Below are 23,098 nucleotides of genomic sequence, written 5' to 3' on the forward strand. Positions count from 1 at the left end.
ATGAAATTCAGACCGCATAACGCTATCTCCATCGCCCCGGTTTCTTGGCTTTTGGGCTTCAACGTTCTAATTTTTCATGCGGCCGTTTTTTGGTTCTTCCTCACCAGCCGGCGGCGCGGGCTGAGCCTCCAAACGCTCGGTCTTTTGGCTTACATATTGATATATGCGGCCTCACTTTCCTATGCGCTGGCGCGGGGCGAACAGCTGGAACGCATTATCGCGTCGGCTTATAATTTGAGCTACTGGATTCTTGGACTGATGATCCTTTCTTCCAGACTGATTCTCGATCAAGACAGAATCGCTGCATCGTCGGCGAAGGTGCTCCTTTTCTCAGCCGCAGTCGCCGTGTTTTTCCTTGCGACGCATGGTTTCGCAGACCTCACTTATAATTCCTTGCTAGGCTCTGCACTCGGCGGGGTATCGTTGCCATCCCTTGTACAAGACAGCATGAAACTGTACATATTCGGCGTCGAGTGGGCCGATTCTGACCTTGCGATTCGCGCAAAAATCATGGCGCCATACCCCACAGCGCTAGCTGCGATGGTTCTCTTGCTCTTGGCACTTGCCGCTCCAAAAAATCTACATAGTCAGCGAAAGAATATCTTCTATGGCGCGCTGCTTCTTATCGGACTGGCGCTTACCGTTCTGACTCAGTCACGCGCTGGCCTTTTGTCCCTTGTCCTTTTCATGGCATTACTCGGCGCGACGACGATATCAAGCCGATTTTCCAGCTCCCAGAAGCTATCGCTGCTGATAGTTATCGTATGCCTTGCTCTGCCACTCTCGTTAGCCGTTCGTCAAGCGGCCTCCGCCATGTGGACAGACGCAGTTGCGTACAGAGAATCCAGCTCCAGTTACCGCTTTTCACTATATGAGTTCGGCGTAAAGCACGTCACTACCGAATCGCCCATTATTGGGTTCGGCGTAAAGCATGAAGTACCTCAGTACAAGATACCTGTTGGTTCTCACTCGACGTTCATCGGGGCCTTTTACAAGACCGGCATACTGGGCCTTGCCGCGCTGGTTATCTTTTGGCTCGCGAGCGTCGTGCGCGCCATCAGAGCGCTGGTTACCGATAATGATCTGCGCCGAAGGGCTAGCTCATGCGCCTTCTTGGCAATGATGCCATTCTTCATGTTTGAAGATGTTGACGCGCCGCAGTTCGTTGCATTTCTTTTATTTCTGTCCCTTTACATAGCCACCTACTCTAGCAGACAGGGAACGGGGGATCCGCTTTGATCGATTTTATGGCACGGATCCAAGCAGGTTGCCAGCTCGCCTCAAGGTATTCCTCATGAGCACCCAAAAATATCGCCCAGAGATCGATGGTATCCGCTCGCTGGCGATAATTCCGGTTCTTCTTTATCACGCCGGCGTCGCAGGCTTCTCCGGCGGGTTCGTCGGCGTCGATGTTTTCTTTGTCATCAGCGGCTATCTGATTACATCGATTCTAGTTCGCGAATTTTCTGAAGGCACTTACAGCATCGCCTCATTCTATGAGCGGCGAATCAGGCGCATTTTTCCAGCCCTCATTGTGGTACTTGGTTTCGTCATCATCGTTTCCCCAGCGTCTCTGCTTCCGAGCGAGTTCACCACCCTGGGCCGAGACGCGATCTCTTCAGTTTTTTTTGTAGCCAACATCAACTTTTGGATGCAGTCCGGCTACTTCGCGGCTGATGCGGAGGCTAAGCCGCTCCTGCACATGTGGTCGCTTGGGGTCGAGGAGCAGTTCTACCTCGTTGCCCCGTTAGCGCTCTACCTGATCCTGCGGTTTGCGCCGAATCGTAAGCTGACACTTGTCGGAATAGCAGCACTAGTTTCTCTCGCAGGCTGCATCTATCTAACCCCACGATTCCCGGGCGCCTCTTTCTATCTCCTTCCGACCCGTGCATGGGAGCTTCTCGTAGGGAGTTGGTTGGCAATATATGGATCTCAGTTCAACATCCATGCGAATAATCAACGCACGATGACGCGAGAGGCCGCAGGAATGTTTGGATTGGCGCTAGTAATTGCTCCCGTCTTAACTTACACGCGCGAAACGGCGTTCCCCGGCTATGCCGCAATAGCTCCCGTCATCGGCGCCGCGCTCCTTATTTTGAGCGGGTCCCAGACGCTGACGGGGCGACTGCTTTCTCTAAAACCATTGGTAAAAATCGGGCTCATCTCGTACTCGCTTTATCTCTGGCATTGGCCCCTTATTGTATTCTTCAAGAATGCTGGCTGGCTTCCTTCAGGCGTTGGGACGGCATCCGTAATTGCCCTCTCCGTCCTGTTGGCATGGCTAACTTGGCGGTTCATCGAGAGTCCAACCCGCAATCGGATAGTTTTCAGCCCCAAGCGGCTCGGCTGCATCTGTGCGGCCGCTTCCATTACGCTTGTTCTCACTTCCGCCGTCTTCATCTCCTTGGACGGCTGGAACTCTCGTTTCTCATCAAAGGTAGTTGCCTATGATGAGGACAGAAATGATGTAAGCCCAGATCGGGACCGCTGCCATTTCGCTGGCGGCTCTCCCCCTCTCGATGCTGCTTGTGTGCTTGGGCCAGACAAGGTACCAAGCGTTGCGGTATGGGGGGATAGCCACGGTGTGGAGCTCGCAAAAGCAGTTGGTGAAGCCGGGGTTCCTGTATTGCAACTCACGTATTCCTCCTGCCCACCCGCCCTGAATGCAACCATCAGGGAAGATCGACCTGCTTGTGCGAAACACAACGAAGAAGTTCTTGAAGAGCTATCTGAGAGCTCGTCGATCGATACTGTCATTCTGACCTCGTACTACGATTTCCCGGTTTCCCGATCAGGTGAGCTTCAAGCGGGCCTTGCAGAGACTGCCAAAGAACTAGACGAGGCTGGGAAGAAGGTCATCGTCATTGGGCCATACCCTGCATTGAGCGGTCGCGATGACGTTCCGACCTATCTCGCAAGGGGTGGGCGAGTTCGTGCAAGCATCAACCTCGCGGGAGTTCGCGAGTTTGAGAGCCGTATGTCAGCACGCGCTTCAGTTTTAATGCCGACCAAATTGTTCTGCCAAGGATCGATTTGCAATCTGGCCCCCGGTGGCTCCGCACTTCTGTTCGATGCGCATCATCCAAGCATGCATGCCGCCAGGATTGTTGCTTCGAGGCTCGTACCTCTTATCAAGGTTCGTCGGTAACGCCTGGCGAGGCTTCGGAGGTCTTGGGCCCTGTGCTCCCAGCCCTGGAGGAGGAGCGGAGCCCGCTCCGCTTCATGCCGGATATCCGGCCCCTTCCCCGTCCTTGTTACTTTCCGCTACACTAGTCGGCCAGCGCGCTCGTAGCTCAGCCGGATAGAGTAGTGGCTTCCGAAGCCATTGGTCGGGGGTTCGAATCCCTCCGGGCGCACCATCTCTCTCGCTTCTCCCAGCGTCCCAGGCACACCGCCCGGACGCCGCGAGCAGGCCCCCTGAAGGCCTGTTCAGCCACGGCAGCGACGCTTCACACCCCCTCCAACTCCCCTGCGACAGCATCGGCCTCCCACGGGCGCCTGCCCGCCTGCAGAGGAGTGGCATCGATGAACATCCTGCGTACCCCGCTTGTCCGGTCCTTGGCCGTAGCCGCCGCCTTCGCCGTGGCCGTCCCCGCTTTCGCCGCACCGTCGGACAAGTGGAACGTCGAACTGAAGGGCCGTTCCAAGGTCGATGGTGAGATCACCCTCGCGGTGACCCCGGAAGCCGGCGAGGCCACCAATGTCGCCATCGCCATCCCGGCGGCCACCAATCACGAAGCCGCCGCCGTGCTGATCTCCAACGCGCTGTCCAAGGAGTTCGGTGCGGGCGTCTACGCTATCAAGACCGATGACCTGGACGAAGTCGAGATCAGGGCTGTCAACGGCAACCGGGATTTCGATGTGATTGTCGTACGTAACACCGCCGATGGTCTGGAGCTCAAGCTCGACCGCGATTGATCCCGTAGGCCCCCGCGGCATGCGGGGGCCTACCTCCAGCAAGTGCCGCATTCCGCAATCGCAAGCCCACGCAGGCGTCGCCGTCGACTGACGCCCTGCGCAGAATTCAAACTGACGTGCCGGCCACGATCAGCATGCACAACTGCAACTTCGCCCATGTACGCAAAGGCCCGCGACTGATTGGATGAACCTGCTGGCGACGAAGAGCGCCAGCCGGGATTCGCATCCTGATTTGAAGGCGGCATTTGGCTCTGTTTTGCCCTTTGGGCACGGCGGAGAATGCACTGCATCGCGCACCGGAACCATGGTGGGCGATGCGGGGGATCCCAGATCCGCCGGTCATTTTTGCTGCCTTCAACCGGTATGCGAACCCGCATCGCCCGCCACCTGACGCCTCGGCGCAGGTGGCTTCAAGCCTTGTGAGGTATCCGATGGATCCGCAATACCACTTGAGTGCGAAGCGCCTCTACGCCCTGATGGGCGACCGGCTGCAGGACTTCCCGCCGCACGTCATCGATCACGTCGAGCGTCGTCTCGAGGCCTTCGAAACAGCCCGCAACAACCGCAACCGCGTCAGCCACTTACGCCTGGTGCCGGACAGGGTCGGCATGGGCATTGGCTACGCACACCGGCAGCGCATGGCGGAAGCCGCCGTGCCCATCCGTACCCTGCAGCGCCTGTCATCGGTCTTCGAGATCCTCTATTCGCCGCATACCGCGCGCATGATCGGTCAACCCGACACCGGGTTCGATGACTTCCTGATCGAAGAGCTCCTCCGGTCCGGGCGCGATCTGCTTTGTTCCTCCCTGGATGATCCGTGGGGTCGGGCATGACCCCTAACGAACACCGATTCGCCAAAGCCCGCGTATCGAACCTGCGCGCAGCTGAAATGGGCGAGTACCTGGACGCGCGCCTGCACCTGTCCAGCCACGACGAATCCACGTTCGCCCGTGCCTTGCTGTTGGCCGCGGAACTGCATGGCATCAGCTACGCCGCACGCGAGTGCGGGCTCAGCAGCGAATCCCTGCGCCGGCAATTGAATGGGAGCCGTCCGCTGTACTTGCACAGTGTGCGCGGCGTGATGCGCGTACTCGGTATCCACCTGCGGATCGAGGTGATTCCCTGACCAAGGGCGTTGGCACGGCAGGCCGCAAAAGGCGGACAGAGGCTTACACAAGTGGGCTCACGCGCCATCGTCAGCCCGCGTTGGGCCACATGACGGGCGCATCAAACGCTGCTCACCCGCAGTGGACTCGCACTTGTCCAAGGTGGTCCCCAACGGCACGGCATCTGTCCCGCCGTTCCAAACGACCACTCACACGGAGCACTATCTATGAGCACCCAGTCCAAGATCGAACACAGCCTCAACGACCTGATCGAGATCGCACGTGATGGTCAGAAGTTCTACAGCGAAGCGGCGACCAAGGTGAAGGACGCCGAGCTGGCTGCCCTGTTCACCCGCATCGCCGGTAGCAAGGCCGACATCGTCACCTCGCTGAGCGCCACCGTCGCCGCTACCGGTGGTGAGCCAGCAGAGCACGGCACCTTCGTCGGTTCGGTGCAGAAGATGTATGGCAACATCCGCGCCACCCTGGGCGACACCCAGTACGGCTACGTGGCCGAGCTGGAGGAGTCCGAAGATCGCCTGCTGAAGGCCTTCAAGGATGTGCTGACCGACAACGACGTGCCGGCCCCGGTGCGCACCGAAGTCACCCGCCTGCTGCCGGAAGTGCAGGAGACCCATGCGGTCATGCGCGCCCGCAAGCATGCAATGAAGTCGTAATACTTCAAGCTGCAGCTTTCTGAAAGCCGACGCTGCGTGGCAGCGTCGGCTTTTTTGTGGGTGATTTACCGCCCCTGCCCCATCACGGCACCCGCGCGCATACCCAGGCATTGACCTGCTGGCAGCCGGCTTTGCGCAGCGCTTCGGCACACGCATGCAACGTGCTGCCGGTGGTCTTCACATCGTCCACCAGCACCACTGCCTGCGGTACCTCACCCACGACACCGAACGCGCCATCCAGGTTGTGCCGACGCGCATCGGCATTGCGCTCGGACTGCGGTGCGGTGGCGCGGATCCGTCGCAGGCCTTTCCAGCGCGGTGCGCCGATCAGGCGGGCCAGCTCCGCCGCCTGGTCGTAGCCGCGTTGCCGCAGGCGGCTGGGGTGGAGCGGCACGGCCACCAGCGGCGCCAGCGGCCACGGCGGTGGATTGAGGGCCATCAGGTTGGCCATCAAACGTCCTGCGGCGAGGTCCGAATGGAATTTGTAGCGCAGCAGCAGCCCGGACACCGGGTCTTCGTAGCGCAGGCTGGCCCAGCAGGCATCCAGCGGTGGTGGCGATTCTTCGCAGCGGAAGCAGAGCGCGTCCGCGTCTTCGGGCAAGGGAAGTGCGCAGCGCGCGCAGCCGTCGCTGTGCCAGGGGAGGGTCAGGCTGCAGGCACCGCAGAGTTCGTGGCCGCGTTCGCCGGGGTCGGCGCAGATCTGGCATACCGGGGGCAGCAGGCTGCACAGCAGGCCGTTGGCGAGGGTGCGGAAGGTGGGCAGCGGCATGATGGGGATCAGGATGCGGCTGGTGGGGGGTATCTGGTATCGGGGGATGGCGCGGGGTGGCGGGGGGTTACGGCGTGCCTGTGACGACCAACGGTCGTCACCCACCGGGGACGGCTGGATGGCGGCCAGCGGCCGTCACTACCCTTACGGACGGCCAGCGGCCGTCACTACCGTGCTCGCGACCAGCGGTCGTCACTACCGACCCGCGGTGGGGTGGGCTCACGGACCCGTTGGCGACGGTTTTGCTACGCTAGCCGCCCGTTCATCCGTAGTGCGCCCCGATGGCCCGTCCTGATCTGTTCGAGCGAATCCAGACCCTGCGCAGCAGCGCGGACAGCCTGCGTTCGGTTGCGCCGGTGCAGGCCGTGGGCCGCCGCGATGGCGTCCGCGTGGAGGTCGATGGCCATACGCTGACCAGCTTCCGCGGCAGCGATTACCTTGGCTTGGCGCAGCAGTTCGGCGTGGTCAACGCGCTGCAGGATGCCGTGGCGCGCGAAGGCGTCAACGGCGGCGCCGCACCCGCCGCCGGTGGCCGCCATGCGCTGCACCACGCGCTGGAAACCGAGGCCGCCGAGTGGCTGGGCCATCCGCGCGCGCTGTTGTTCAGCAGTGCCTACCTGGCCAACCTGGCCGTGCAGCAGGTGCTGCTGTGCGAAGACGGCGACATCTGCGCGCAGGACCAGCTCAACCATCCCAGCCTGCTTGATGCCACGGCATTGGCCGGTGCTCGCCTGCGCCGCTACCCGCACCTGGATACCGAAGGCGCGATGCGCCAGCTCAAGCATGCCGCCGAAGGCGCGGCGATGCTGGCGACCGATGCCGTGTTCTGCATCGATGGCGACAGTGCGCCGCTGCGCTCGTTGACGCTGGTCGCGCGCATGCAGCAGGCGCTGCTGTGCGTGGACGATACGCATGGCATCGGCGTGCTCGGCGATGGCGGCCGTGGCAGCGTGTCGGCCGCCGGACTGGGCACCGCCGAGGTGCCGTTGCAGGTGTTCGCGCTGGATGCCGCACTCGGTGGCTCCGGCGCGCTGGTGGTCGGTGATGCCGCACTGCTGGAACATCTGGCCGCCACCGCGCGTCCCTATCTGTATTCCCCCGCGCTGTCGCCGGCATTGGCGGCGGCATCACTGGAAGCGCTGCGCCTGGCGCGCCGCGATGACTGGCGCCGCGAGAAGCTGGTCGAACTGGTCGGCGTGTTCCGCAGCGCCGCGCGCGGTCACGGCCTGGGCCTGATGGCGGCCGAAACTCCGATCCAGTCGCTGTCCTTCGCCACCGACCAACAGGCCATGGCGCTGGCACAGAACCTGCAGCAGGCCGGCATGTGGGTCGGCACCGTTGCGGCCGGGCTGACCGGCGATGGTGCTGCGCGCGTACGCGTCAGCCTGTCCGCCCTGCATGTGCCCGCGCAGGTGCAGGCCCTGGTGGATGCGATCGCGCGTGCGCGCGATGGCCTGCACGCCGGCACCTTGCTGCCGGCCGCTGCGCTCGCCTGATTCAGCACATGCATATCGCGGTCAGCGGTAGCGGCCCCGCGCTGGTCCTGATCCATGGCTGGGCGCTGCAGGGTGATGTCTTCGCGCCGCTGGTGGAACGCCTTTCCGGCCAGTTCACCGTGCACGTGGTGGATCTGCCCGGCCATGGCCGCAGCCGCGACGATGGCACCCCGCTGGAATGCGAACCGGTGGTCGCTGCCATTGCCGCGGCCACGCCGCCGGCGGTGTGGTGCGGGTGGTCGCTGGGCGGCCTGTTCGCTCTGCATGCCGCCGCGACCCGGCCGCAGGTGCAGGGGCTGGTGATGCTGGCCTCGTCGCCCCGCTTCGTGCGGGATGACAGCTGGCCGCATGCGGTGCCGGCACCGGTGTTCGCGCAGTTCGCGCGTGACCTGGCCGACGATTTCCCGGCCACCGTGGATCGCTTTCTTGCACTGGACCTGATGAACACAGACCCGGCACGCGCCGATCTGCGCGGCCTGCGCCAACACCTGCTGGACGCCGGCGCACCGGACCCGCGCGTGCTGGAAGAAGGCGCGCGGCTGCTGCAGTCGGCAGACCTGCGCGCTGTGTTGCCGTCGTTGCGCACGCCCAGCCTGTGGTTGCCCGGCCACCGCGACCGTCTGGTGCCACCGGCCGCCGCACATGCCGCAGCGGCATCGTGCCCGGCCGATTCGGCGAGCGCGCAGACCATCGCCCATGGCGGCCATGCACCGTTCCTCGGCCAGGCCGACGAGGTTGCCGCGCAGCTGCAACACTTCATCACGGCGCAGGTAGTGACGGGCGCTGGCCGTCAAATCACAATGCCGTAGTAACGGCCGCTGGCCGCCGATCGACACTGCTGGATTGACGGCCAACGCCCCCCGCAACAGAAGGTGGACTGACATGGATCTGGGAATCGCCGGCCGCTGGGCCCTGGTATGTGGCGCGAGCAAGGGCCTTGGCCTGGGCTGCGCGCGTGCATTGGCGGCCGAAGGCGTGAACGTGGTCATCGTCGCCCGTGGCGAACAGGCGCTGCAGCAGGCCGCCGATGCCCTGCGCACGCTGCCCGGGGCCGGCCAGGTGATCGCGGTGGCTGCCGATGTCACCACCGATGCCGGCCGTGCCACGGCACTGGCCGCCTGCCCGCAGGTGGATATCCTGGTCACCAACGCCGGCGGCCCGCCGGCCGGGGACTTCCGCCAGTTCGAGCGCGATGACTGGATCGCCGCACTGGATGCCAACATGCTCGCGCCGATCGCGCTGATCCGCGCCACCGTGGACGGCATGATCGCGCGCGGTTTCGGCCGCATCGTCAACATCACCTCCTCGTCGGTGAAGGCGCCGATCGACATCCTGGCGCTGTCCAACGGTGCGCGTTCCGGGCTGACCGGCTTCGTCGCCGGGCTGGCGCGGCGCACGGTGTCGGCCAACGTCACCATCAACAACCTGCTGCCGGGCCAGTTCGACACCGACCGCCTGCGCGGCAACTTCGCCTTCCTGGCCAAGCAGCAGGAAGCCGATGCGGAGGCCATCGCCGAGCAGAAACGCCGCCACATTCCCGCCGGGCGCTTTGGCCAGCCGGATGAGTTCGGCGCGGCCTGCGCGTTCCTGTGCAGTGCACAGGCCGCATACCTCACCGGGCAGAACCTGCTGATCGACGGCGGCGCCTACCCGGGCACCTTCTGACGCCGTACCCCGCAGCACCGAGAACCGCATGAACCAGCGTACCGATCCCCGTCCTGATCCCCGCCATGTGCGCCGCGCGTTTTCCCGCGCCGCCGCCACCTACGATGCGGCCGCCGCGCTGCAGCGTGAAGTGCAGCAGCGCCTGATGGAATCGCTGGAGTACCTGGAAGCCCGCGTGCCGGACGTGGTGCTGGATGTGGGCGCGGGCACCGGCCACGCCAGTGCGTTGATGAAGAAGCGCTGGCCGAAGGCGCAGGTGATCGCGCTGGACGTGGCCGAACCGATGCTGGCGCAGGCCAAACGCCAGGCCGGCTGGTGGAAGCCGTTCCAGCGCGTGTGCGCCAGCGCCACCGCGCTGCCGCTGGCCGACAACAGCGTGGATGTGATCTTCAGCAATCTGTGCCTGCAGTACGTGGATGACCTGCCGGCGGTGTTCGCCGGCTTCCGCCGCGTGCTGAAGCCCGGTGGGCTGCTGCTGTGTTCCACCTACGGGCCGGAGACGCTGATTGAACTGGCCGAAGCCTTCCATGCGGCCGACGAGCAGCCGCACGTGAGCCGCTTCGCACCCATCGCCCAGTTCGGCGATGCATTGATGATGGCCGGCTTCCGCGATCCCGTCCTGGATCGCGATCTGTTCACCCTGACCTACGACGACCTGCCGGCGCTGATGGCCGAGCTGCGGGCGCTGGGCGCGACCAACGCGCGGCTGGATCGCCGCCGCGCGCTGACCGGGCCGGGACGCTTCAAGGCGGCGGCCGCGGCGTACGAACCGATGCGGCGCGCCGACGGCAAGCTGCCCAGCAGCTGGGATGTGATCTATGCCCACGCATGGGCGCCGCAGGCCGGCGCGCCGATCCGCGAACAGGGCCAGGACATCGCGGCGGTGCCGCTGTCGGCGATCCCGATCCGCCGCCGGCCGGGGTGAGGACCGTCTTTGGCGGGTGACGACCGTCCTAGGAGCGTGACGACCGTTGGTCGTCACGCTCCTGGCATCAGCAAGGATCGAGGCTGAAGCAGTGACGACCAACGGTCGTCACCCACCAGTAGCGAGTCGTCATCCACCAGAAGCGGTTCGTCACCCACTCGCCTGCATGAACAGGTCGCGGTGGAAGAAGTAGATTTCCTGCGCCAGGAAACGCCAGCTGGTGTGGAAGCTGCGGAAGCGCGTGCTCGGCGTGGACGAGGCCAGTGCATCGATGCCCATCGCACGGCTCAGCCGCAGCGCGCGTGCCATGTGCAGCGGATCGCTGACGATGATCACCCGGTGCAGCTCGTGCTGGTCCATCAGCCGCTTGGCTTCGACCAGGTTCTGCACGGTGTTGCGTGACTGCGTTTCGATCAGGATCGCCTTCGCCGGTACGCCCTGCTTCAGGGCATAGCGCCGTGCCACCTGCGATTCGGAAAAGCGCGCACCGCTGCCGCCATAGCCGCCGGTGAAGATCAGCAGCGGCGCGTAGCCGGCTTCGTACAGGTCAAGTCCGTGGCGGATGCGCTCCTGGAACACCGGCGACGGCTTGGCGTCATAGGCGGCGGCACCGAGCACGATGATCGCATCGGCCTTGGCCGCTTGGTCGCGCTCGCCGATCCACATGATCCAGCCGGTCACGCCCAGCAGCCATACCAGCACCAGCACGAACAGGCGCCACATCCAGCCCAGCAGGCCGACACGGTGGCGGCTCATGCGGCCGACCACGGCAATGCGTCGATATCCACGTTGCCACCGGACAGCACCAGTCCCACGCGCAGGCCGGCGAAGCGCTGCGGCTGCGCCAGTACCGCGGCCAGGGCAATCGCCGACGACGGTTCCACGGTCTGCTTGAGCACCTGCCACAGCAGGCGCATGGCGGCCACGGTGGCGGCATCGTCAACCACGACCACCTCCGCCCCGACAGCCTGCAGCAGCTGGAAATTGGGCGCGCCGAGCGTGCCGCGCAGGCCATCGCAGACCGTATCGGGCACGAAGTCGATGCGACGCTCACCCGCCTGCAGCGAGCGCGCGGTGTCGGCGGCACCGGCCGGTTCGGCCAGTACCAGGCGGGTATGCGGGGACACCTGCTGCAGCGCCAGCGCGGTGCCAGCGGCCAGCCCACCCCCGCCCACCGGCACCACCACCACGTCGAAGGGACCTTCGGCCTGCAGCAGTTCCAGCACGGCGGTGCCCTGCCCGGCAATCACCGCCGCGTCGGTATACGGGTGCACCAGGGTGGCGCCGGTATCAGCCTGGACCTGGGCGCACACCGCCTCACGCGCGGCGATGGTCGGCGCGCAGTGCCACAGCGTGGCGCCGTGGCGGGCGATGTTGGCCAGCTTGGTGGCCACCGCGCCGTCGGGCACCACCACATGGCAGGCGATCCCGCGGGTGCGCGCGGCCAGCGCCAACGCAGCGCCGTGGTTGCCGGAAGAATGGGTCACTACCCCGGCCGGTGCCCGGTCGGCGGACAGCGACCACACCGCGTTGCAGGCGCCGCGGAACTTGAACGCGCCGCTGCGCTGCAGGTGTTCCGCCTTGAAGGCCAGCTGCGCGCCGGCCAGCGCGTCGAGCGTCTGCGAGCGCAGCACGGGCGTCACTGCCGCATGCGGCGCGATCCGCGCGGCGGCTTCAAGTACAGCGTGGGCGGGGGGTGGTAGCGCCTCGTTCATCTGCAAAGATTAACGTATGCCCCTACCCGCTCGCAGCGCCTGCAGCCGTCGGTATGGGGTCGATTGCCAACCATTCATGCTTGGGCGTGTGGATTTAGCGGCGATTCAATGCGAAAGGCTAAGCTGGAGTCCTCACCCTAGGGGGCCGTGTCATGAAGATGCGCTTGATGGTTGCCGGAGGCCTGCTGTTGGCTTTGTCCGGCTGCGCCACGTACGACTATGTCGGCGGCGGTGGCGGTGGCGGCGGCAGTGGTTATTACCACGGCGCGCCTTCCACGGAATACCGCTATCCGGCGGGCTATCCGTATGGCTACGGCGGCAGCCCCTATGGTTACGGCAGCGGCTACTACGGCGGTGGCTACTACGGTGGCGGCTACGGCTACGGCTACCCGGTCTATCGTCCCTACCCGAATTACCGGCCGCCGCACCACGGCCACCGTCCGCCGGGCAATCGTCCGCCGCCGGACCGTCCGCGTCCGCCCACTACCCGCCCGCCCGGCAACAACGGCGGCTCGCCATGGCGCAACCTGGATGGCAACACGCGTCCATCGCGTCCGCCGCAGGGCATGAACCGTCCGCAGCCGCAGCAGCAGGTACGCCCTTCCGCGCCGCCACGCCCGGCGTCGGCGCCGCGTCCCAGTGGTTCGCCGTGGCGAAACTTGAACCGCGCCACAGAACGACAGCAGGAGCGGTGATCGGCTCTTGAACCTTCTGTCAGGAAGGTTCAAAGTAGGCCCGGATTGACCCGCCGCGTCCAAAAGTGACAAAGTCGACGCAGCCGGTCATACGATCTACGTCGATATCCGCCAGGAACATCTGGATCCCCCCTGTTCCGGCCCTGTCGGATGTCGGCACCTAAAAAGACAAGGCCCCGCGCAAGCGGGGCCTTGTTGTTTCAGCGGTTGTTGCAGGTGGAACGGCCTTGCTCCGGTGTCCCGGAAAAAAACAGGGCCGGACAGTCCCCCGACTGCCGGCCCTACGCTTCCCCAATGTGCATCTGGACCAGCCCCTGTTCCAATTCCGGTCCGTAGCGCCAATGGCGCCGATCACGCTGGGTGCTATGGATATATCTGCAGGTTCCATGCCAACTTTAGGGTCGATTCACGAATCTGCCCGGGTTTCTTTCCGGCAGGCTCCGAAAGGAATCTGACCCCGGCTGCGATTGGCGCTAAAATCGCCACCCTCCAAGGCGCCTGCGCCTTCCCAACCGATGGCTGCGGCCACCCCCTGCGTTCCCCATGACCGACTCCTTCCATCGTTACGACGTCATCGTCATCGGCGGCGGCCACGCCGGCACCGAAGCGGCCCTGGCCGCGGCACGCGGTGGCGCGCGCACCCTGCTGCTCACCCACAACATCGAAACCGTGGGCGCGATGAGCTGCAACCCGGCGATCGGCGGCATCGGCAAGGGCCACCTGGTCAAGGAAATCGATGCGTTGGGTGGGGCGATGGCACATGCCGCCGACCGCGCCGGCATCCAGTGGCGCACCTTGAACGCGTCCAAGGGACCGGCGGTGCGCGCCACCCGCTGCCAGGCCGACCGCAACCTGTACCGCATGGCGATCCGCGCCATCGTGGAAGCGCAGCCGAATCTCACCGTGTTCCAGGCCGCCGTGGATGACCTGGTCATCGAAGGCGACCAGGTGCGTGGCGTGCTCACCCAGACCGGCCTGCGCTTCGACGCGGCGGCGGTGGTGCTGACCGCCGGTACCTTCCTGGCCGGCAAGATCCACGTCGGCCCGACCCAGTACGCCGCCGGCCGCATGGGCGACCCGCCGGCCACCACGCTGGCCGCGCGCCTGCGTGAACGCCCGTTCCAGGTGGACCGGCTGAAGACCGGCACCCCGCCGCGCATCGACGGCCGTTCGCTGGATTACAGCGTGATGGACGAACAGCCCGGTGACGATCCGCGGCCGGTGATGTCCTTCCTGGGCTCGGTGGATGAGCATCCGCCGCAGGTCAGCTGCTGGATCACCCACACCCGCGCGCGCACCCACGACATCATCCGCGAGTCGCTGCACCGCTCGCCGCTGTACAGCGGGCAGATCGAAGGCATCGGCCCGCGTTACTGCCCGTCCATCGAAGACAAGGTGGTGCGCTTTGCCGAAAAGGAAAGCCACCAGATCTTCGTCGAACCCGAAGGCCTGGGCATCGTGGAGATCTACCCCAACGGGATTTCCACCTCGCTGCCCTTCGATGTGCAGCTGGCGATGGTACGCAGCATCCGCGGCTTCGAGCACGCGCATATCACCCGTCCCGGCTACGCCATCGAATATGACTACTTCGATCCGCGCGGGCTGAAGGCATCGCTGGAAACCAAGACCGTGGGCGGGCTGTTCTTCGCCGGCCAGATCAACGGCACCACCGGTTACGAAGAGGCGGCCGCGCAGGGCCTGCTGGCCGGCCTGAATGCCGCCCGCCAGGTGCGTGGGCTGGACGGCTGGTGCCCGCGCCGCGATGAGGCCTACCTGGGCGTGCTGGTGGACGACCTGATCACCCACGGCACCACCGAGCCGTACCGCATGTTCACCAGCCGCGCCGAATACCGGCTGCAGCTGCGCGAAGACAACGCCGACCAGCGGCTGACCCCGGTCGGCCGCGAGATGGGCCTGGTGGACGACCGCCGCTGGGCGGCGTTCGAGACCAAGCAGGCCGCGGTGGGCGCTGAAAGTGCCCGCCTGCGCGCGGTCTGGGCCACGCCGGGCAACGCACTGGGGCGCGAAGTGGAACAGGTGCTGGGCGTGGCGGTGAGCCGCGAAACCAACGTGCTGGACCTGATCAAGCGCCCGGAACTGGACTACGCCAAGCTGATGCAGGTGCCGTCGCTGGGCCCGGGCGTGGACGATGCCAAGGTGGCCGAGCAGGTGGAGATCGGCGTCAAGTACGCCGGCTACCTGGACCGCCAGCGCGAGGAGATCGAGCGCCAGCAGCGGCACGAATCCACGCCGATCACCGAGGGCTTCGATTATGCGATCGTGCGCGGGTTGTCGGCCGAGGCGCTGCAGAAACTGGAGCGCGTGCGGCCGCAGACCATCGGCCAGGCGCAGCGCATCCCCGGAATGACCCCGGCGGCGATTTCGCTGCTGCTGGTGCACCTGGAACGTTCGCGCCGCGGCCGCGTGGCCTAGGTCGGCGGGCCTGCGATCCGCTGCGCTCGCCGAGCATGGCTCGGCGCTACCGTTATCAGCCGAGGATCACTCGGCGCTACGCTTTCTGCCGGGCAGGGCCCGGCGCTACACCGGAGAAGCCGATGAACCCGCTGCGCCCCTTCCGCGACAAGATGCCGGTGCTCGGCGCGCGTGCCTACGTCGATCCTGCCTGCACGATCATCGGCGATGTGGAAATCGGCGAGGACGCATCGGTCTGGCCGGGCACGGTGATCCGCGGTGACGTCAACTTCGTGCGCATCGGCGCGCGCACCAACGTGCAGGACGGCACCATCATCCACGTCAGCCACCACAGCCCGTTCAACAAGGCCGGCTTTCCCACGCTGATCGGCGAAGGCGTGACGGTCGGCCACGGCTGCATCATCCATGCGTGCAGCATCGGCGACTACAGCCTGATCGGCATGGGCGCCTGCATCCTCGATGGCGCGCGGGTGGAGAAGCATGGCTTCGTCGGTGCCGGTGCGGTGGTGGGCCCCGGCAAGGTGGTGGGTGAAGGCGAACTGTGGCTGGGCAACCCCGCACGCCCGGCACGCATGCTGAAAGACAGCGAGATCGAAGCGCTGCACTACTCGGCCGACCACTACGTGCGGCTGAAGGACGAGTACCTGGGCTGAGGTCCCATCTGCAGGCAGCGCCGACGTCAGTCGGCTCGGTGACCCCGGCAACCTGCTAAAGTCAGGCTCCGACCCAGGACGACGTCGAGACTCACATGCCCGTGGCCGCCTGCCGGAGAGGAATCCGGCACAGATGACCGCAATGCCGATGCTGGACACCTACCGCGAAGTGGTCACGCCCGAAGGCGTGCCGTTGCAGCTGCGTGCCGCCGGCCCGCTGCCGCGCGCGCTGGCCTGGCTCATCGATTTTTCGATCCGCGCGGCCGTGCTGATCGTGCTGGCCTTTCCGCTGGCGCTGCTGGATGAGTTCGGTCGCGGACTGCACCTGACCCTGATGTTCCTGCTGTACTGGGCCTACACCATCGTGCTCGAAGCGATCTGGGGCCAGACCCTGGGCAAGCGGGCGATGGGCCTGCGGGTGATCGCCCGCGACGGGGCACCGGTGGGCTGGAGTGGGTCGGTCACCCGCAATCTGCTGCGCACCGTGGACATGCTGCCCTTCGGCTACGCGCTGGGGCTGCTCAGCAGCCTGTTCGATGCGCATGGCCGGCGGCTTGGCGATCTGGTCGCCGGTACCCTGGTGGTGCATGCAGAACCGCGTATCCGTGCGCCGGCGGCCACCATCGACAGTGCGCTGCCGCCACCGGTACCGCTGCAGCCGCTGGAACAATCGGCGGTGATCGCCTTCGCCGAACGCGCGCCGCTGCTGGTACCGGCACGCCAGCAGGAACTGGCGGCGATCGTCAGCCCGCTGACCGAAGCCAACGGCCAGGTCGGCGTGCTGCGCCTGTATGCCATGGCCAACTGGTTGCTGGGACGGCGATGAAGCAGGAACAGTTCGTCAGCCGGTACCAACCCGAATGGCAGGCCCTGGAAGCCTGGCTGGAGCAGCGCGCGCACCTGGGCCGTCGCCGCCGCGCGCGTGCGCCGGTGGATCCCGCGCTGCCGGCCGATGCCGAATTCCCGCAGCGCTACCGCCGCCTGTGCCAGCAGCTGGCGCTGGCCCGCCAGCGCGGTTACAGCCCGCAGCTGGTGGAGCACCTGCAGCAGTTGATGCAGCGCGGCCACACGCTGCTGTACCGCACGCCGGCGTTCCGCTGGCGTGGCGTGCTGGAGTTCCTGTTCGCCGATTTCCCGCAGCTGGTGCGCAGCCAGTCCACGGTGATGTGGGTGGCGCTGGCCTTGTTCGCGGTGCCGCTGGTGGGCAGCTTCGTGGCCGTGCAGCTGCGGCCTGACCTGGTCCACCTGCTGATGGACAACGCGCGGCTGGCGCAGGTGGAACGCATGTATGACCCGTCTTCACCCAACCTGGGCCGCGACAGTGGCACCGACTGGATGATGTTCGGCTACTACATCATGAACAACATCAGCATCGGCCTGCGCACCTTCGCCAGTGGCCTGCTGGCCAGTGTCGGCACGGTGCTGGTGCTGCTGTTCAACGGCATCACCATCGGCACGGTGGCCGGGCACCTGCAGCACGTGGGCCACGGCGATCCGTTCTGGCGCTTCGTGGTCGGCCATGGTGCCTTCGAACTGACTGCCATCGTGATCGCCGGCGGCGCCGGCCTGCAGCTGGGGCTGCGGCTGGTCGCGCCCGGTCGCCTGCGCCGCCTGGATGCGCTGGTGGAAGGCGGCCGCATCGGTGCACGGCTGTGCCTGGGCGTCGCCGCGATGCTGCTGGTGGCGGCTTTCATCGAAGCGTTCTGGTCGTCCATCGCCAGCATCCCGGCGTGGGGCAAGTACAGCGTGGCCGCCGTGCTATGGACGCTGGTGCTGCTGTGGCTGTGGCGCGGTGGCCGCGGGGATGCACATGCGGATTGACCAGCTCAACGTGGCGCTGCGTGCACGCAGCAGCTGGGAGGCGATGGAGCTGGGCACCGCGCTGGCGCGCCGCCAGCCGCGCGCGGCATGGGGTGCCTGGCTGCTGGCCAGTGCGCCGCTGTTCCTGCTGTTCAATGCACTGGCGTGGTGGCACGGCGATGCCTTTGGCTGGGCGTGGCTGCTGCTGTGGTGGTGCAAGCCGCTGTTCGAGCGCGTGGTGCTGTACGTGCTGTCACGCGATGTGTTCGGTGAGCCGGTCAGCGCATGGCAGGCACTGCGTGCGCAACGCGGGTGGGGCGTCAGCGGGTTCTGGGGCTACCTGGGCTGGCGGCGCTTGAGCCCGGTGCGCAACGTGTGCCTGCCGGTGAACCTGCTGGAGGGCGCCGACGCATCGCTGCGCAGCCTGCGCCGTCGTGCGGTACTGAGCGCAGCGGCGGGGCCGTCGATGCTGCTCACGCTGCTGTGCCTCGGCTTTGAAGCCGTGCTGGTGATCGGCGCGCTGTCGGCGATCTTCCTGTTCGTACCGGTGGAGCTGTTGAGCGATTCCTGGCGCGCGGCGTGGGAACTGGTGCGGCAGGACACCCCGGCGTGGGCGAAGTTCGGATTGAATGGCGTGTTCTGGCTGGCCGCCAGCGTGATCGGGCCGTTCCATGTCGGCGCAGGCTTCGGCCTGTACCTCAACCGCCGCACGCAGATGGAAGCATGGGACGTGGAAATCAGCTTCCGCCGCCTGCGCGAGCGCCTGCAGCAGGCAGCGCCGTTGCTGCTGCTGGTGGTGCTGTTCGCGCTGCCGGCCGCGTACGCGCCGGTGCAGGCGCAGGACACGGCACAGGACGCGACCGCCGCTGCCGACGATGAGGACAGCGAGACCGAAGAGGCGAGCGGGGAAGAGGCACCGGCGCTGTCTCCGATAGACCCCGACGACACCCCAGTGGGCATCTTCGGCGACGCTCCGGTGGATACCGCCGGCTTCCGCCAGGCGGTGCAGCGCGCGTATGAAGATCCGCTGCAGCGCCCCACCCGGACGGTGACCGAATGGAAAACGCGTGAACCCGAAGACGAAGCCGAGCGCAGGCAACGCGAGCGGCTCAAGCGCGAAGCCGACGCAGGCAAATCCAGGGAGCTTGCCGGATCGGCCGCCAAGATGGTCGCGCTGGCGATGGAATGGGGGCTGTGGCTGCTGCTCGGCGTGGTGCTGCTGGTGCTGCTGCTGACCGCGCGGCGCTGGCTGCCGTGGCTGCGCGGGTCCGGCCGGCGCAAGGCTGCCAGCGCCAGCGCGGTGACCGAAGACTCCATCACCCTGCCCGAAGTGGTGCCGCCCGACGTGGCGACCCGCGCGCGCGAACTGTGGGATCGCGGGCTGCCGCGCCAGGCCTTGGCCCTGCTGTACCGCGCCAGCGTGGGCACGGTGGTTGAACGCAGCGGCGTGGTGCTGCCGCCCGGCGCCACCGAAGCACAGGTGCTGCGTGCTTCGCGCCGGATGCCCGATGCGCGTGACCGCGAACTGTCCGGCGCCATCGTGCGCATGTGGCAGTACGCCGCCTACGGCAACCGCCTGCCCTCGCGCGATGCGTTTGCAGCGCTGGCCGATGCCCTGCAGGCGCAGTACCGGTGGCCGGCATGAAGGCGCGCGTGCTGTGGCCGGTGGTGATCGCACTGGCGGTGCTGGTCAGCGTGCCGCTGGGCGTGTGGTTCCTGCGCACCCATGAGCAGGTGACCCGGACCGAAACGCTGCCACCGCAGGGCGAAGCCAGTTACAACCCGCTGTACGTGCTGGGCCAGGCACTGCGCGCCGATGGCCTGCAGGTGCAGGCACGCGCGCGGCTGGACATGGCGGTGATGTCACCGGCCGCCGGCGACACCGTGGTGCTGCTGCAGGACAGTGGCGAACTGCCCGCGCCGGAAGTGGCCGCGCTGCTGGCCTGGGTGCAGCGTGGCGGGCACCTGCTGGTGCGCACACCGCCTACCGGCAACGATGACGAACGCCGGGAGCCTGCGTTGCTGCAGGCGCTGGGCATCGGCAGCCTGGGCTTCGGCAGCAACTGCCAACCCTTCCAGGTGGAAGGCGAAGATCGCCACCAGGAGTTCTGCGGCGGCCGCCGTTTCGATCTCAGCGATGCCGCCCAGGCCAACGTGCAGCGGCAGTGGGGCAACGAAAGCGGCCTGGTGTTCGCGCGCCTGCGCCACGGCCAGGGCCGCGTGGATGTACTGGCCGACATGGACTTCATGCGCGGCCAGCCGGAAGCCCCGTCGTTCATCGTCGCCCAGTACCGGCCGAAGCGCGATCTGGACAATCCGCGCGATGGCCTGTACGACGGGCCGCACCGCGACCTTGCGCGCTACCTGCTGCAGCCGAACTACGGCAAGGGCACGATGTGGCTGGTGTATGCCAGCCGGCCGCCGTCGCTGTGGGCGCGGATGTTCTTCGAGGGATGGCCGCTGTGGCTGCCCCTGCTGCTGTCCCTGCTGGGCTGGCTGGGGATGCACTCGCAGCGCTTCGGCAGTGAACTGCCCTCGCCGCTGGCCGAACGCCGGTCGCTGCTGGAACACGTGCGCGCCAGCGGTGAGCTGCTGCTGCGCCAGCGCCAGGGCGCCCGCCTGCATGCCGCGGTGCGTGCACTGTTCCTGCGCCGGCTGCAGGCGCGCGCGCCGATCGCCGCCGCGTTGGAAGGCGCCGCCCAGGAACAGGCCATCGCCACCCTGCTGCAGTGGCCGGAAAGCCGGGTACGCACCGCGCTGGCCGCGCCCGCCGCCAACGACCTTACCGCCCTGAAAGAGCGGATTGCCCTCCTGCTGCAGATGAGACGCCTGCTATGACCGAACTGGAAAACACCCCTTCGTCCCCGCCGCCGCTGGGTGGGCCTTCGCCGGTTGCCGGTGACCTGGTCGAACGCGTGGACGCGATCCGCGAAGCGGTCGGCCATGCCTTCATCGGCCAGCAGGACGTGCTGGACCAGATCCTGATCGCGCTGCTGGCCGGCGGCCACGTGCTGATCGAAGGCGTGCCGGGACTGGGCAAGACGCTGCTGGTGCGCGCCTTGGCGCAGGCCCTGGAACTGGACCACGGCCGGGTGCAGTTCACCCCGGACCTGATGCCCAGCGATGTCAGCGGCCACGCGGTGTACGACCCCAAGAGCGAGAGCTTCAAGATCCGTCGCGGGCCGGTGTTCACCAACCTGCTGCTGGCCGATGAGATCAACCGTGCCCCGGCCAAGACCCAATCCGCGCTGCTGGAAGTGATGCAGGAGGGGCAGGTCACCATCGAAGGTAAATCGTTCCCGCTGGCGCCGCCGTTCATGGCCCTGGCCACGCAGAACCCGGTGGAACAGGAAGGGACCTACCCGCTTCCCGAAGCGCAGCTGGATCGCTTCCTGCTGAAGATCATCATCGATTACCCGGCGCTGGAAGAAGAGAAGCGCATGGTGGATGCGGTCACCACCGGGCGCAGCGCCAGCGACTTCGACCTGCAGCGCGTGCCGCGCGTGCTGAGTGCCGGCGAGGTGGTCGCGCTGCAGCAGGCGACTGCCGCCATCACCGTGGATGCCGAAGTGATCGACTACGCCGTGCGCATCGTCGCCGCCACCCGCAAATGGCCGGGGATCGCACTCGGTGCGGGGCCGCGCGGCAGCATCGCGCTGGTGCGTGCCGCGCGTGCGCAGGCGTTGCTGTCCGGCCGTGATTTCGTCACCCCGGACGACGTGCGCGATATCGCACGCCCGGCCCTGCGCCACCGCATCGCGCTGGCCCCGGAGCTGCAGATCGAAGGCCAGGGCGCGGACGATGTGCTGTCGGCGCTGCTGGCCAAGGTGGACGCACCGCGCCGATGAGGCCGGCCCTGCCCCTGCTGTGGCTGTTGCTGGCGTGGGCCGGCGTGGGCGGCGTGGTGCTGGCCGGCGGGCTGCCGCGCTGGAGTTGGTGGGCGCTGCTGGCGATGCTGCTGCTGATCGGGCTGGTCGACCTGCTGCGCGTGCGCCGGCTGCCGTCGCCCCGCGTGCAACGGCACATGCCGGAGTCGTTGGCGCTGGACGTGCGCCGCGCGGTGCAGCTGAGCCTGCAGGCCGAGCGACCGATGCGGCTGGAGGTGTTCGACCTGGTGCCGGGTGCGTGGCACTGCGAAGGCCTGCCGCGACGGCTACGCCTGCGTGCCGGCTTTGCGACCACGCTCGAGTACCACGTGCAGCCGCCGCAGCGGGGCGCGTTCCGCTTCGAAGGCGTGCAACTGCGCCTGCAGTCGCCATGGCGGCTGTGGACGCAGCGACGCAGCGTACCGCCCGCACTCGAAGTGCGGGTGTTCCCGAACTTCGTGCCGCTGACCCGCTTTGCCTTGTTCAGTGCCGAACAGGCCTCGCGCATGGTCGGCGCGCACCTCAAGCGCCGGCGCGGCGAAGGAACCGATTTCCACCAGATGCGCGAGTACCGCATCGGTGACAGCCTGCGCCAGATCGACTGGAAGGCCACCTCGCGCGCGCGCCGGCTGGTGTCGCGCGAGTACCAGGACGAAAAGAACCAGCAGATGCTGCTGATGCTCGATACCGGTCGCCGGATGATGGCCAGCGACGGCGGGCTTTCGCACTTCGACCAGGTACTGAACGCCGCGCTGGTGCTGTCCTACCTGGCACTGCGCCAGGGCGACGGTGTCGGCCTGCATGCCATTGGTGGCGAGCCGCGCTGGGTGGCGCCCAAGCGCGGCATGGGCACCATCGACGACCTGCTGCGCGCCAGCCATGACCTGCAGCCACAGCCGGTGGCGACCGACTACCTGGCGGCGGCTACCCGGCTTTCGGTCCTGCAGCGGCGGCGGGCGCTGGTGATGCTGGTGACCAACGTGCGCGACGAGGACATCGAAGACCTGCTGGCCGCGGTGAAGCTGCTGCAGCGGCGCCACCTGGTGTGCGTAGCCAGCCTGCGCGAACAGGTGCTGGACCAGGCACTGCAGCAGCCGGTGCTGGAACCCACCGATGCCGCCCACGCCGGTGCCGCGGCGATGTACCTGGAGCAACGTGCGCAGGCGCACGATGCGCTGCGCAGCCATGGCGTGATGGTGCTGGATGTCACCGCCGACGCGCTGCCCGGCGCGCTGGTGGAACGCTACCTGTCGGTGAAGCGCGACGGCCTGCTGTAACCGGGTCGTGACGGCCGCTGGCCGTCCGTACGGTAGTGACGGCCGCTGGCCGTCAATCACCCAATGCCGACCCAAAGCCGCCGGGCATGGCGCGGCGCCACCG

The 23,098-nt window shown here is 66.6% G+C and carries 22 protein-coding genes and 1 tRNA gene; 20 read left to right on the forward strand and 3 right to left on the reverse strand.

Annotated features, from left to right (window positions below; genetic code table 11):
• The 7 genes from RTX79_RS06595 (at window position 1) to RTX79_RS06625 (ending at window position 5,701) form a co-directional block, all read left to right on the forward strand.
• A complete protein-coding gene (locus RTX79_RS06595) occupies window positions 1–1,239 on the forward strand; it encodes an O-antigen ligase family protein (RefSeq protein WP_312682864.1) in 1,239 nt (412 codons plus the stop codon).
• A 55-nt stretch (window positions 1,240–1,294) separates the two neighbouring features.
• Window positions 1,295–3,148, forward strand: a complete 1,854-nt coding sequence (locus RTX79_RS06600) for an acyltransferase family protein (RefSeq protein WP_312682866.1) — start codon at window positions 1,295–1,297, stop codon at window positions 3,146–3,148.
• A gap of 134 nt (window positions 3,149–3,282) precedes the next feature.
• Window positions 3,283–3,359: transfer RNA gene (locus RTX79_RS06605), tRNA-Arg, on the forward strand.
• A gap of 166 nt (window positions 3,360–3,525) precedes the next feature.
• Window positions 3,526–3,918 (forward strand): hypothetical protein, encoded by a 393-nt coding sequence (locus tag RTX79_RS06610; protein ID WP_312682867.1) that lies wholly within the window; start codon window positions 3,526–3,528, stop codon window positions 3,916–3,918.
• A gap of 431 nt (window positions 3,919–4,349) precedes the next feature.
• Complete coding sequence (locus RTX79_RS06615) at window positions 4,350–4,751, forward strand: hypothetical protein (protein ID WP_312682869.1); 402 nt, start codon at window positions 4,350–4,352, stop codon at window positions 4,749–4,751.
• Window positions 4,748–5,044 carry a hypothetical protein gene (locus tag RTX79_RS06620; RefSeq protein ID WP_312682870.1) on the forward strand — a complete coding sequence of 99 codons (297 nt, stop codon included), beginning with the start codon at window positions 4,748–4,750 and terminating at the stop codon, window positions 5,042–5,044. Before RTX79_RS06615 ends, RTX79_RS06620 begins: the two co-directional genes overlap by 4 nt.
• Window positions 5,045–5,251: 207 nt before the next feature.
• Window positions 5,252–5,701 carry a PA2169 family four-helix-bundle protein gene (locus RTX79_RS06625; RefSeq protein WP_123700137.1) on the forward strand — a complete coding sequence of 150 codons (450 nt, stop codon included), beginning with the start codon at window positions 5,252–5,254 and terminating at the stop codon, window positions 5,699–5,701.
• 82 nt (window positions 5,702–5,783) lie between these two features.
• On the opposite strand, the gene RTX79_RS06630 is transcribed toward RTX79_RS06625, so the two are convergent.
• Window positions 5,784–6,470: a ComF family protein gene (locus RTX79_RS06630; protein ID WP_312682871.1), complete on the reverse strand. Its 687-nt coding sequence runs from the start codon at window positions 6,468–6,470 to the stop codon at window positions 5,784–5,786.
• A gap of 281 nt (window positions 6,471–6,751) precedes the next feature.
• Between RTX79_RS06630 and RTX79_RS06635 the strand changes: the two genes are divergently transcribed.
• From RTX79_RS06635 to bioC, 4 genes are all read left to right on the forward strand, one after another.
• A complete protein-coding gene (locus RTX79_RS06635) occupies window positions 6,752–7,966 on the forward strand; it encodes an aminotransferase class I/II-fold pyridoxal phosphate-dependent enzyme (RefSeq protein ID WP_312682872.1) in 1,215 nt (404 codons plus the stop codon).
• Window positions 7,967–7,974: 8 nt separating this feature from the next.
• On the forward strand, window positions 7,975–8,775 hold the full coding sequence (gene bioH, locus RTX79_RS06640) for a pimeloyl-ACP methyl ester esterase BioH (protein ID WP_312682873.1): 801 nt from the start codon (window positions 7,975–7,977) through the stop codon (window positions 8,773–8,775).
• 73 nt (window positions 8,776–8,848) lie between these two features.
• Entirely contained in the window at window positions 8,849–9,631 is a 783-nt protein-coding gene (locus RTX79_RS06645) for an SDR family oxidoreductase (protein ID WP_312682874.1), read from the forward strand.
• A gap of 28 nt (window positions 9,632–9,659) precedes the next feature.
• Window positions 9,660–10,556, forward strand: a complete 897-nt coding sequence (gene bioC, locus RTX79_RS06650) for a malonyl-ACP O-methyltransferase BioC (protein ID WP_057508534.1) — start codon at window positions 9,660–9,662, stop codon at window positions 10,554–10,556.
• 150 nt (window positions 10,557–10,706) lie between these two features.
• Here bioC and RTX79_RS06655 read toward each other — a convergent pair whose 3' ends face one another.
• Together RTX79_RS06655 and RTX79_RS06660 are read right to left on the reverse strand one after the other, a co-directional pair.
• Window positions 10,707–11,312, reverse strand: coding sequence for a YdcF family protein (locus RTX79_RS06655; RefSeq protein ID WP_057508535.1), 606 nt, complete (start codon window positions 11,310–11,312; stop codon window positions 10,707–10,709).
• Entirely contained in the window at window positions 11,309–12,271 is a 963-nt protein-coding gene (locus tag RTX79_RS06660) for a pyridoxal-phosphate dependent enzyme (protein ID WP_312682876.1), read from the reverse strand. Before RTX79_RS06660 ends, RTX79_RS06655 begins: the two co-directional genes overlap by 4 nt.
• Window positions 12,272–12,423: 152 nt before the next feature.
• Here RTX79_RS06660 and RTX79_RS06665 point away from each other — a divergent pair, with 152 nt between their 5' ends.
• The 9 genes from RTX79_RS06665 (at window position 12,424) to RTX79_RS06705 (ending at window position 22,995) form a co-directional block, all read left to right on the forward strand.
• Window positions 12,424–12,966, forward strand: a complete 543-nt coding sequence (locus RTX79_RS06665; protein ID WP_312682877.1) for a hypothetical protein — start codon at window positions 12,424–12,426, stop codon at window positions 12,964–12,966.
• 543 nt (window positions 12,967–13,509) lie between these two features.
• The gene (gene mnmG, locus RTX79_RS06670; RefSeq protein WP_312682879.1) at window positions 13,510–15,399 is read left to right on the forward strand and encodes a tRNA uridine-5-carboxymethylaminomethyl(34) synthesis enzyme MnmG; all 1,890 of its coding nucleotides are present in this window, start codon (window positions 13,510–13,512) and stop codon (window positions 15,397–15,399) included.
• A gap of 122 nt (window positions 15,400–15,521) precedes the next feature.
• Entirely contained in the window at window positions 15,522–16,052 is a 531-nt protein-coding gene (locus tag RTX79_RS06675) for a gamma carbonic anhydrase family protein (RefSeq protein WP_123700131.1), read from the forward strand.
• A gap of 133 nt (window positions 16,053–16,185) precedes the next feature.
• Window positions 16,186–16,878: an RDD family protein gene (locus RTX79_RS06680; RefSeq protein WP_312682880.1), complete on the forward strand. Its 693-nt coding sequence runs from the start codon at window positions 16,186–16,188 to the stop codon at window positions 16,876–16,878.
• A complete protein-coding gene (locus tag RTX79_RS06685) occupies window positions 16,875–17,873 on the forward strand; it encodes a stage II sporulation protein M (RefSeq protein ID WP_312682881.1) in 999 nt (332 codons plus the stop codon). Before RTX79_RS06680 ends, RTX79_RS06685 begins: the two co-directional genes overlap by 4 nt.
• A complete protein-coding gene (locus RTX79_RS06690) occupies window positions 17,863–19,497 on the forward strand; it encodes a DUF4129 domain-containing protein (RefSeq protein ID WP_312682882.1) in 1,635 nt (544 codons plus the stop codon). The genes RTX79_RS06685 and RTX79_RS06690 overlap by 11 nt, the downstream gene beginning before the upstream one ends.
• Window positions 19,494–20,690, forward strand: coding sequence for a DUF4350 domain-containing protein (locus RTX79_RS06695; protein WP_312682883.1), 1,197 nt, complete (start codon window positions 19,494–19,496; stop codon window positions 20,688–20,690). The genes RTX79_RS06690 and RTX79_RS06695 overlap by 4 nt, the downstream gene beginning before the upstream one ends.
• Window positions 20,687–21,700 (forward strand): AAA family ATPase, encoded by a 1,014-nt coding sequence (locus RTX79_RS06700; protein WP_309682587.1) that lies wholly within the window; start codon window positions 20,687–20,689, stop codon window positions 21,698–21,700. Before RTX79_RS06695 ends, RTX79_RS06700 begins: the two co-directional genes overlap by 4 nt.
• Window positions 21,697–22,995 carry a DUF58 domain-containing protein gene (locus tag RTX79_RS06705; RefSeq protein ID WP_312682884.1) on the forward strand — a complete coding sequence of 433 codons (1,299 nt, stop codon included), beginning with the start codon at window positions 21,697–21,699 and terminating at the stop codon, window positions 22,993–22,995. Before RTX79_RS06700 ends, RTX79_RS06705 begins: the two co-directional genes overlap by 4 nt.
• Window positions 22,996–23,098 lie beyond the last annotated feature (103 nt).

This window comes from Stenotrophomonas chelatiphaga, from assembly GCF_032054965.1.
GTDB classification, from domain to species: Bacteria; Pseudomonadota; Gammaproteobacteria; order Xanthomonadales; family Xanthomonadaceae; genus Stenotrophomonas; species Stenotrophomonas chelatiphaga.

Coding starts and splice junctions, on each gene's coding strand:
- RTX79_RS06685 (WP_312682881.1), top strand. CDS start 16,875: ATGAAGCAGGAACAGTTCGTCAGCCGGTACCAACCCGAATGGCAGGCC.
- RTX79_RS06690 (WP_312682882.1), top strand. CDS start 17,863: ATGCGGATTGACCAGCTCAACGTGGCGCTGCGTGCACGCAGCAGCTGG.
- RTX79_RS06615 (WP_312682869.1), top strand. CDS start 4,350: ATGGATCCGCAATACCACTTGAGTGCGAAGCGCCTCTACGCCCTGATG.
- RTX79_RS06610 (WP_312682867.1), top strand. CDS start 3,526: ATGAACATCCTGCGTACCCCGCTTGTCCGGTCCTTGGCCGTAGCCGCC.
- RTX79_RS06625 (WP_123700137.1), top strand. CDS start 5,252: ATGAGCACCCAGTCCAAGATCGAACACAGCCTCAACGACCTGATCGAG.
- RTX79_RS06600 (WP_312682866.1), top strand. CDS start 1,295: ATGAGCACCCAAAAATATCGCCCAGAGATCGATGGTATCCGCTCGCTG.
- RTX79_RS06680 (WP_312682880.1), top strand. CDS start 16,186: ATGACCGCAATGCCGATGCTGGACACCTACCGCGAAGTGGTCACGCCC.
- RTX79_RS06705 (WP_312682884.1), top strand. CDS start 21,697: ATGAGGCCGGCCCTGCCCCTGCTGTGGCTGTTGCTGGCGTGGGCCGGC.
- RTX79_RS06695 (WP_312682883.1), top strand. CDS start 19,494: ATGAAGGCGCGCGTGCTGTGGCCGGTGGTGATCGCACTGGCGGTGCTG.
- RTX79_RS06620 (WP_312682870.1), top strand. CDS start 4,748: ATGACCCCTAACGAACACCGATTCGCCAAAGCCCGCGTATCGAACCTG.
- RTX79_RS06700 (WP_309682587.1), top strand. CDS start 20,687: ATGACCGAACTGGAAAACACCCCTTCGTCCCCGCCGCCGCTGGGTGGG.
- RTX79_RS06665 (WP_312682877.1), top strand. CDS start 12,424: ATGAAGATGCGCTTGATGGTTGCCGGAGGCCTGCTGTTGGCTTTGTCC.
- bioH (WP_312682873.1), top strand. CDS start 7,975: ATGCATATCGCGGTCAGCGGTAGCGGCCCCGCGCTGGTCCTGATCCAT.
- bioC (WP_057508534.1), top strand. CDS start 9,660: ATGAACCAGCGTACCGATCCCCGTCCTGATCCCCGCCATGTGCGCCGC.
- RTX79_RS06655 (WP_057508535.1), bottom strand. CDS start 11,312: ATGAGCCGCCACCGTGTCGGCCTGCTGGGCTGGATGTGGCGCCTGTTC.
- RTX79_RS06675 (WP_123700131.1), top strand. CDS start 15,522: ATGAACCCGCTGCGCCCCTTCCGCGACAAGATGCCGGTGCTCGGCGCG.
- RTX79_RS06595 (WP_312682864.1), top strand. CDS start 1: ATGAAATTCAGACCGCATAACGCTATCTCCATCGCCCCGGTTTCTTGG.
- RTX79_RS06635 (WP_312682872.1), top strand. CDS start 6,752: ATGGCCCGTCCTGATCTGTTCGAGCGAATCCAGACCCTGCGCAGCAGC.
- mnmG (WP_312682879.1), top strand. CDS start 13,510: ATGACCGACTCCTTCCATCGTTACGACGTCATCGTCATCGGCGGCGGC.
- RTX79_RS06630 (WP_312682871.1), bottom strand. CDS start 6,470: ATGCCGCTGCCCACCTTCCGCACCCTCGCCAACGGCCTGCTGTGCAGC.
- RTX79_RS06660 (WP_312682876.1), bottom strand. CDS start 12,271: ATGAACGAGGCGCTACCACCCCCCGCCCACGCTGTACTTGAAGCCGCC.
- RTX79_RS06645 (WP_312682874.1), top strand. CDS start 8,849: ATGGATCTGGGAATCGCCGGCCGCTGGGCCCTGGTATGTGGCGCGAGC.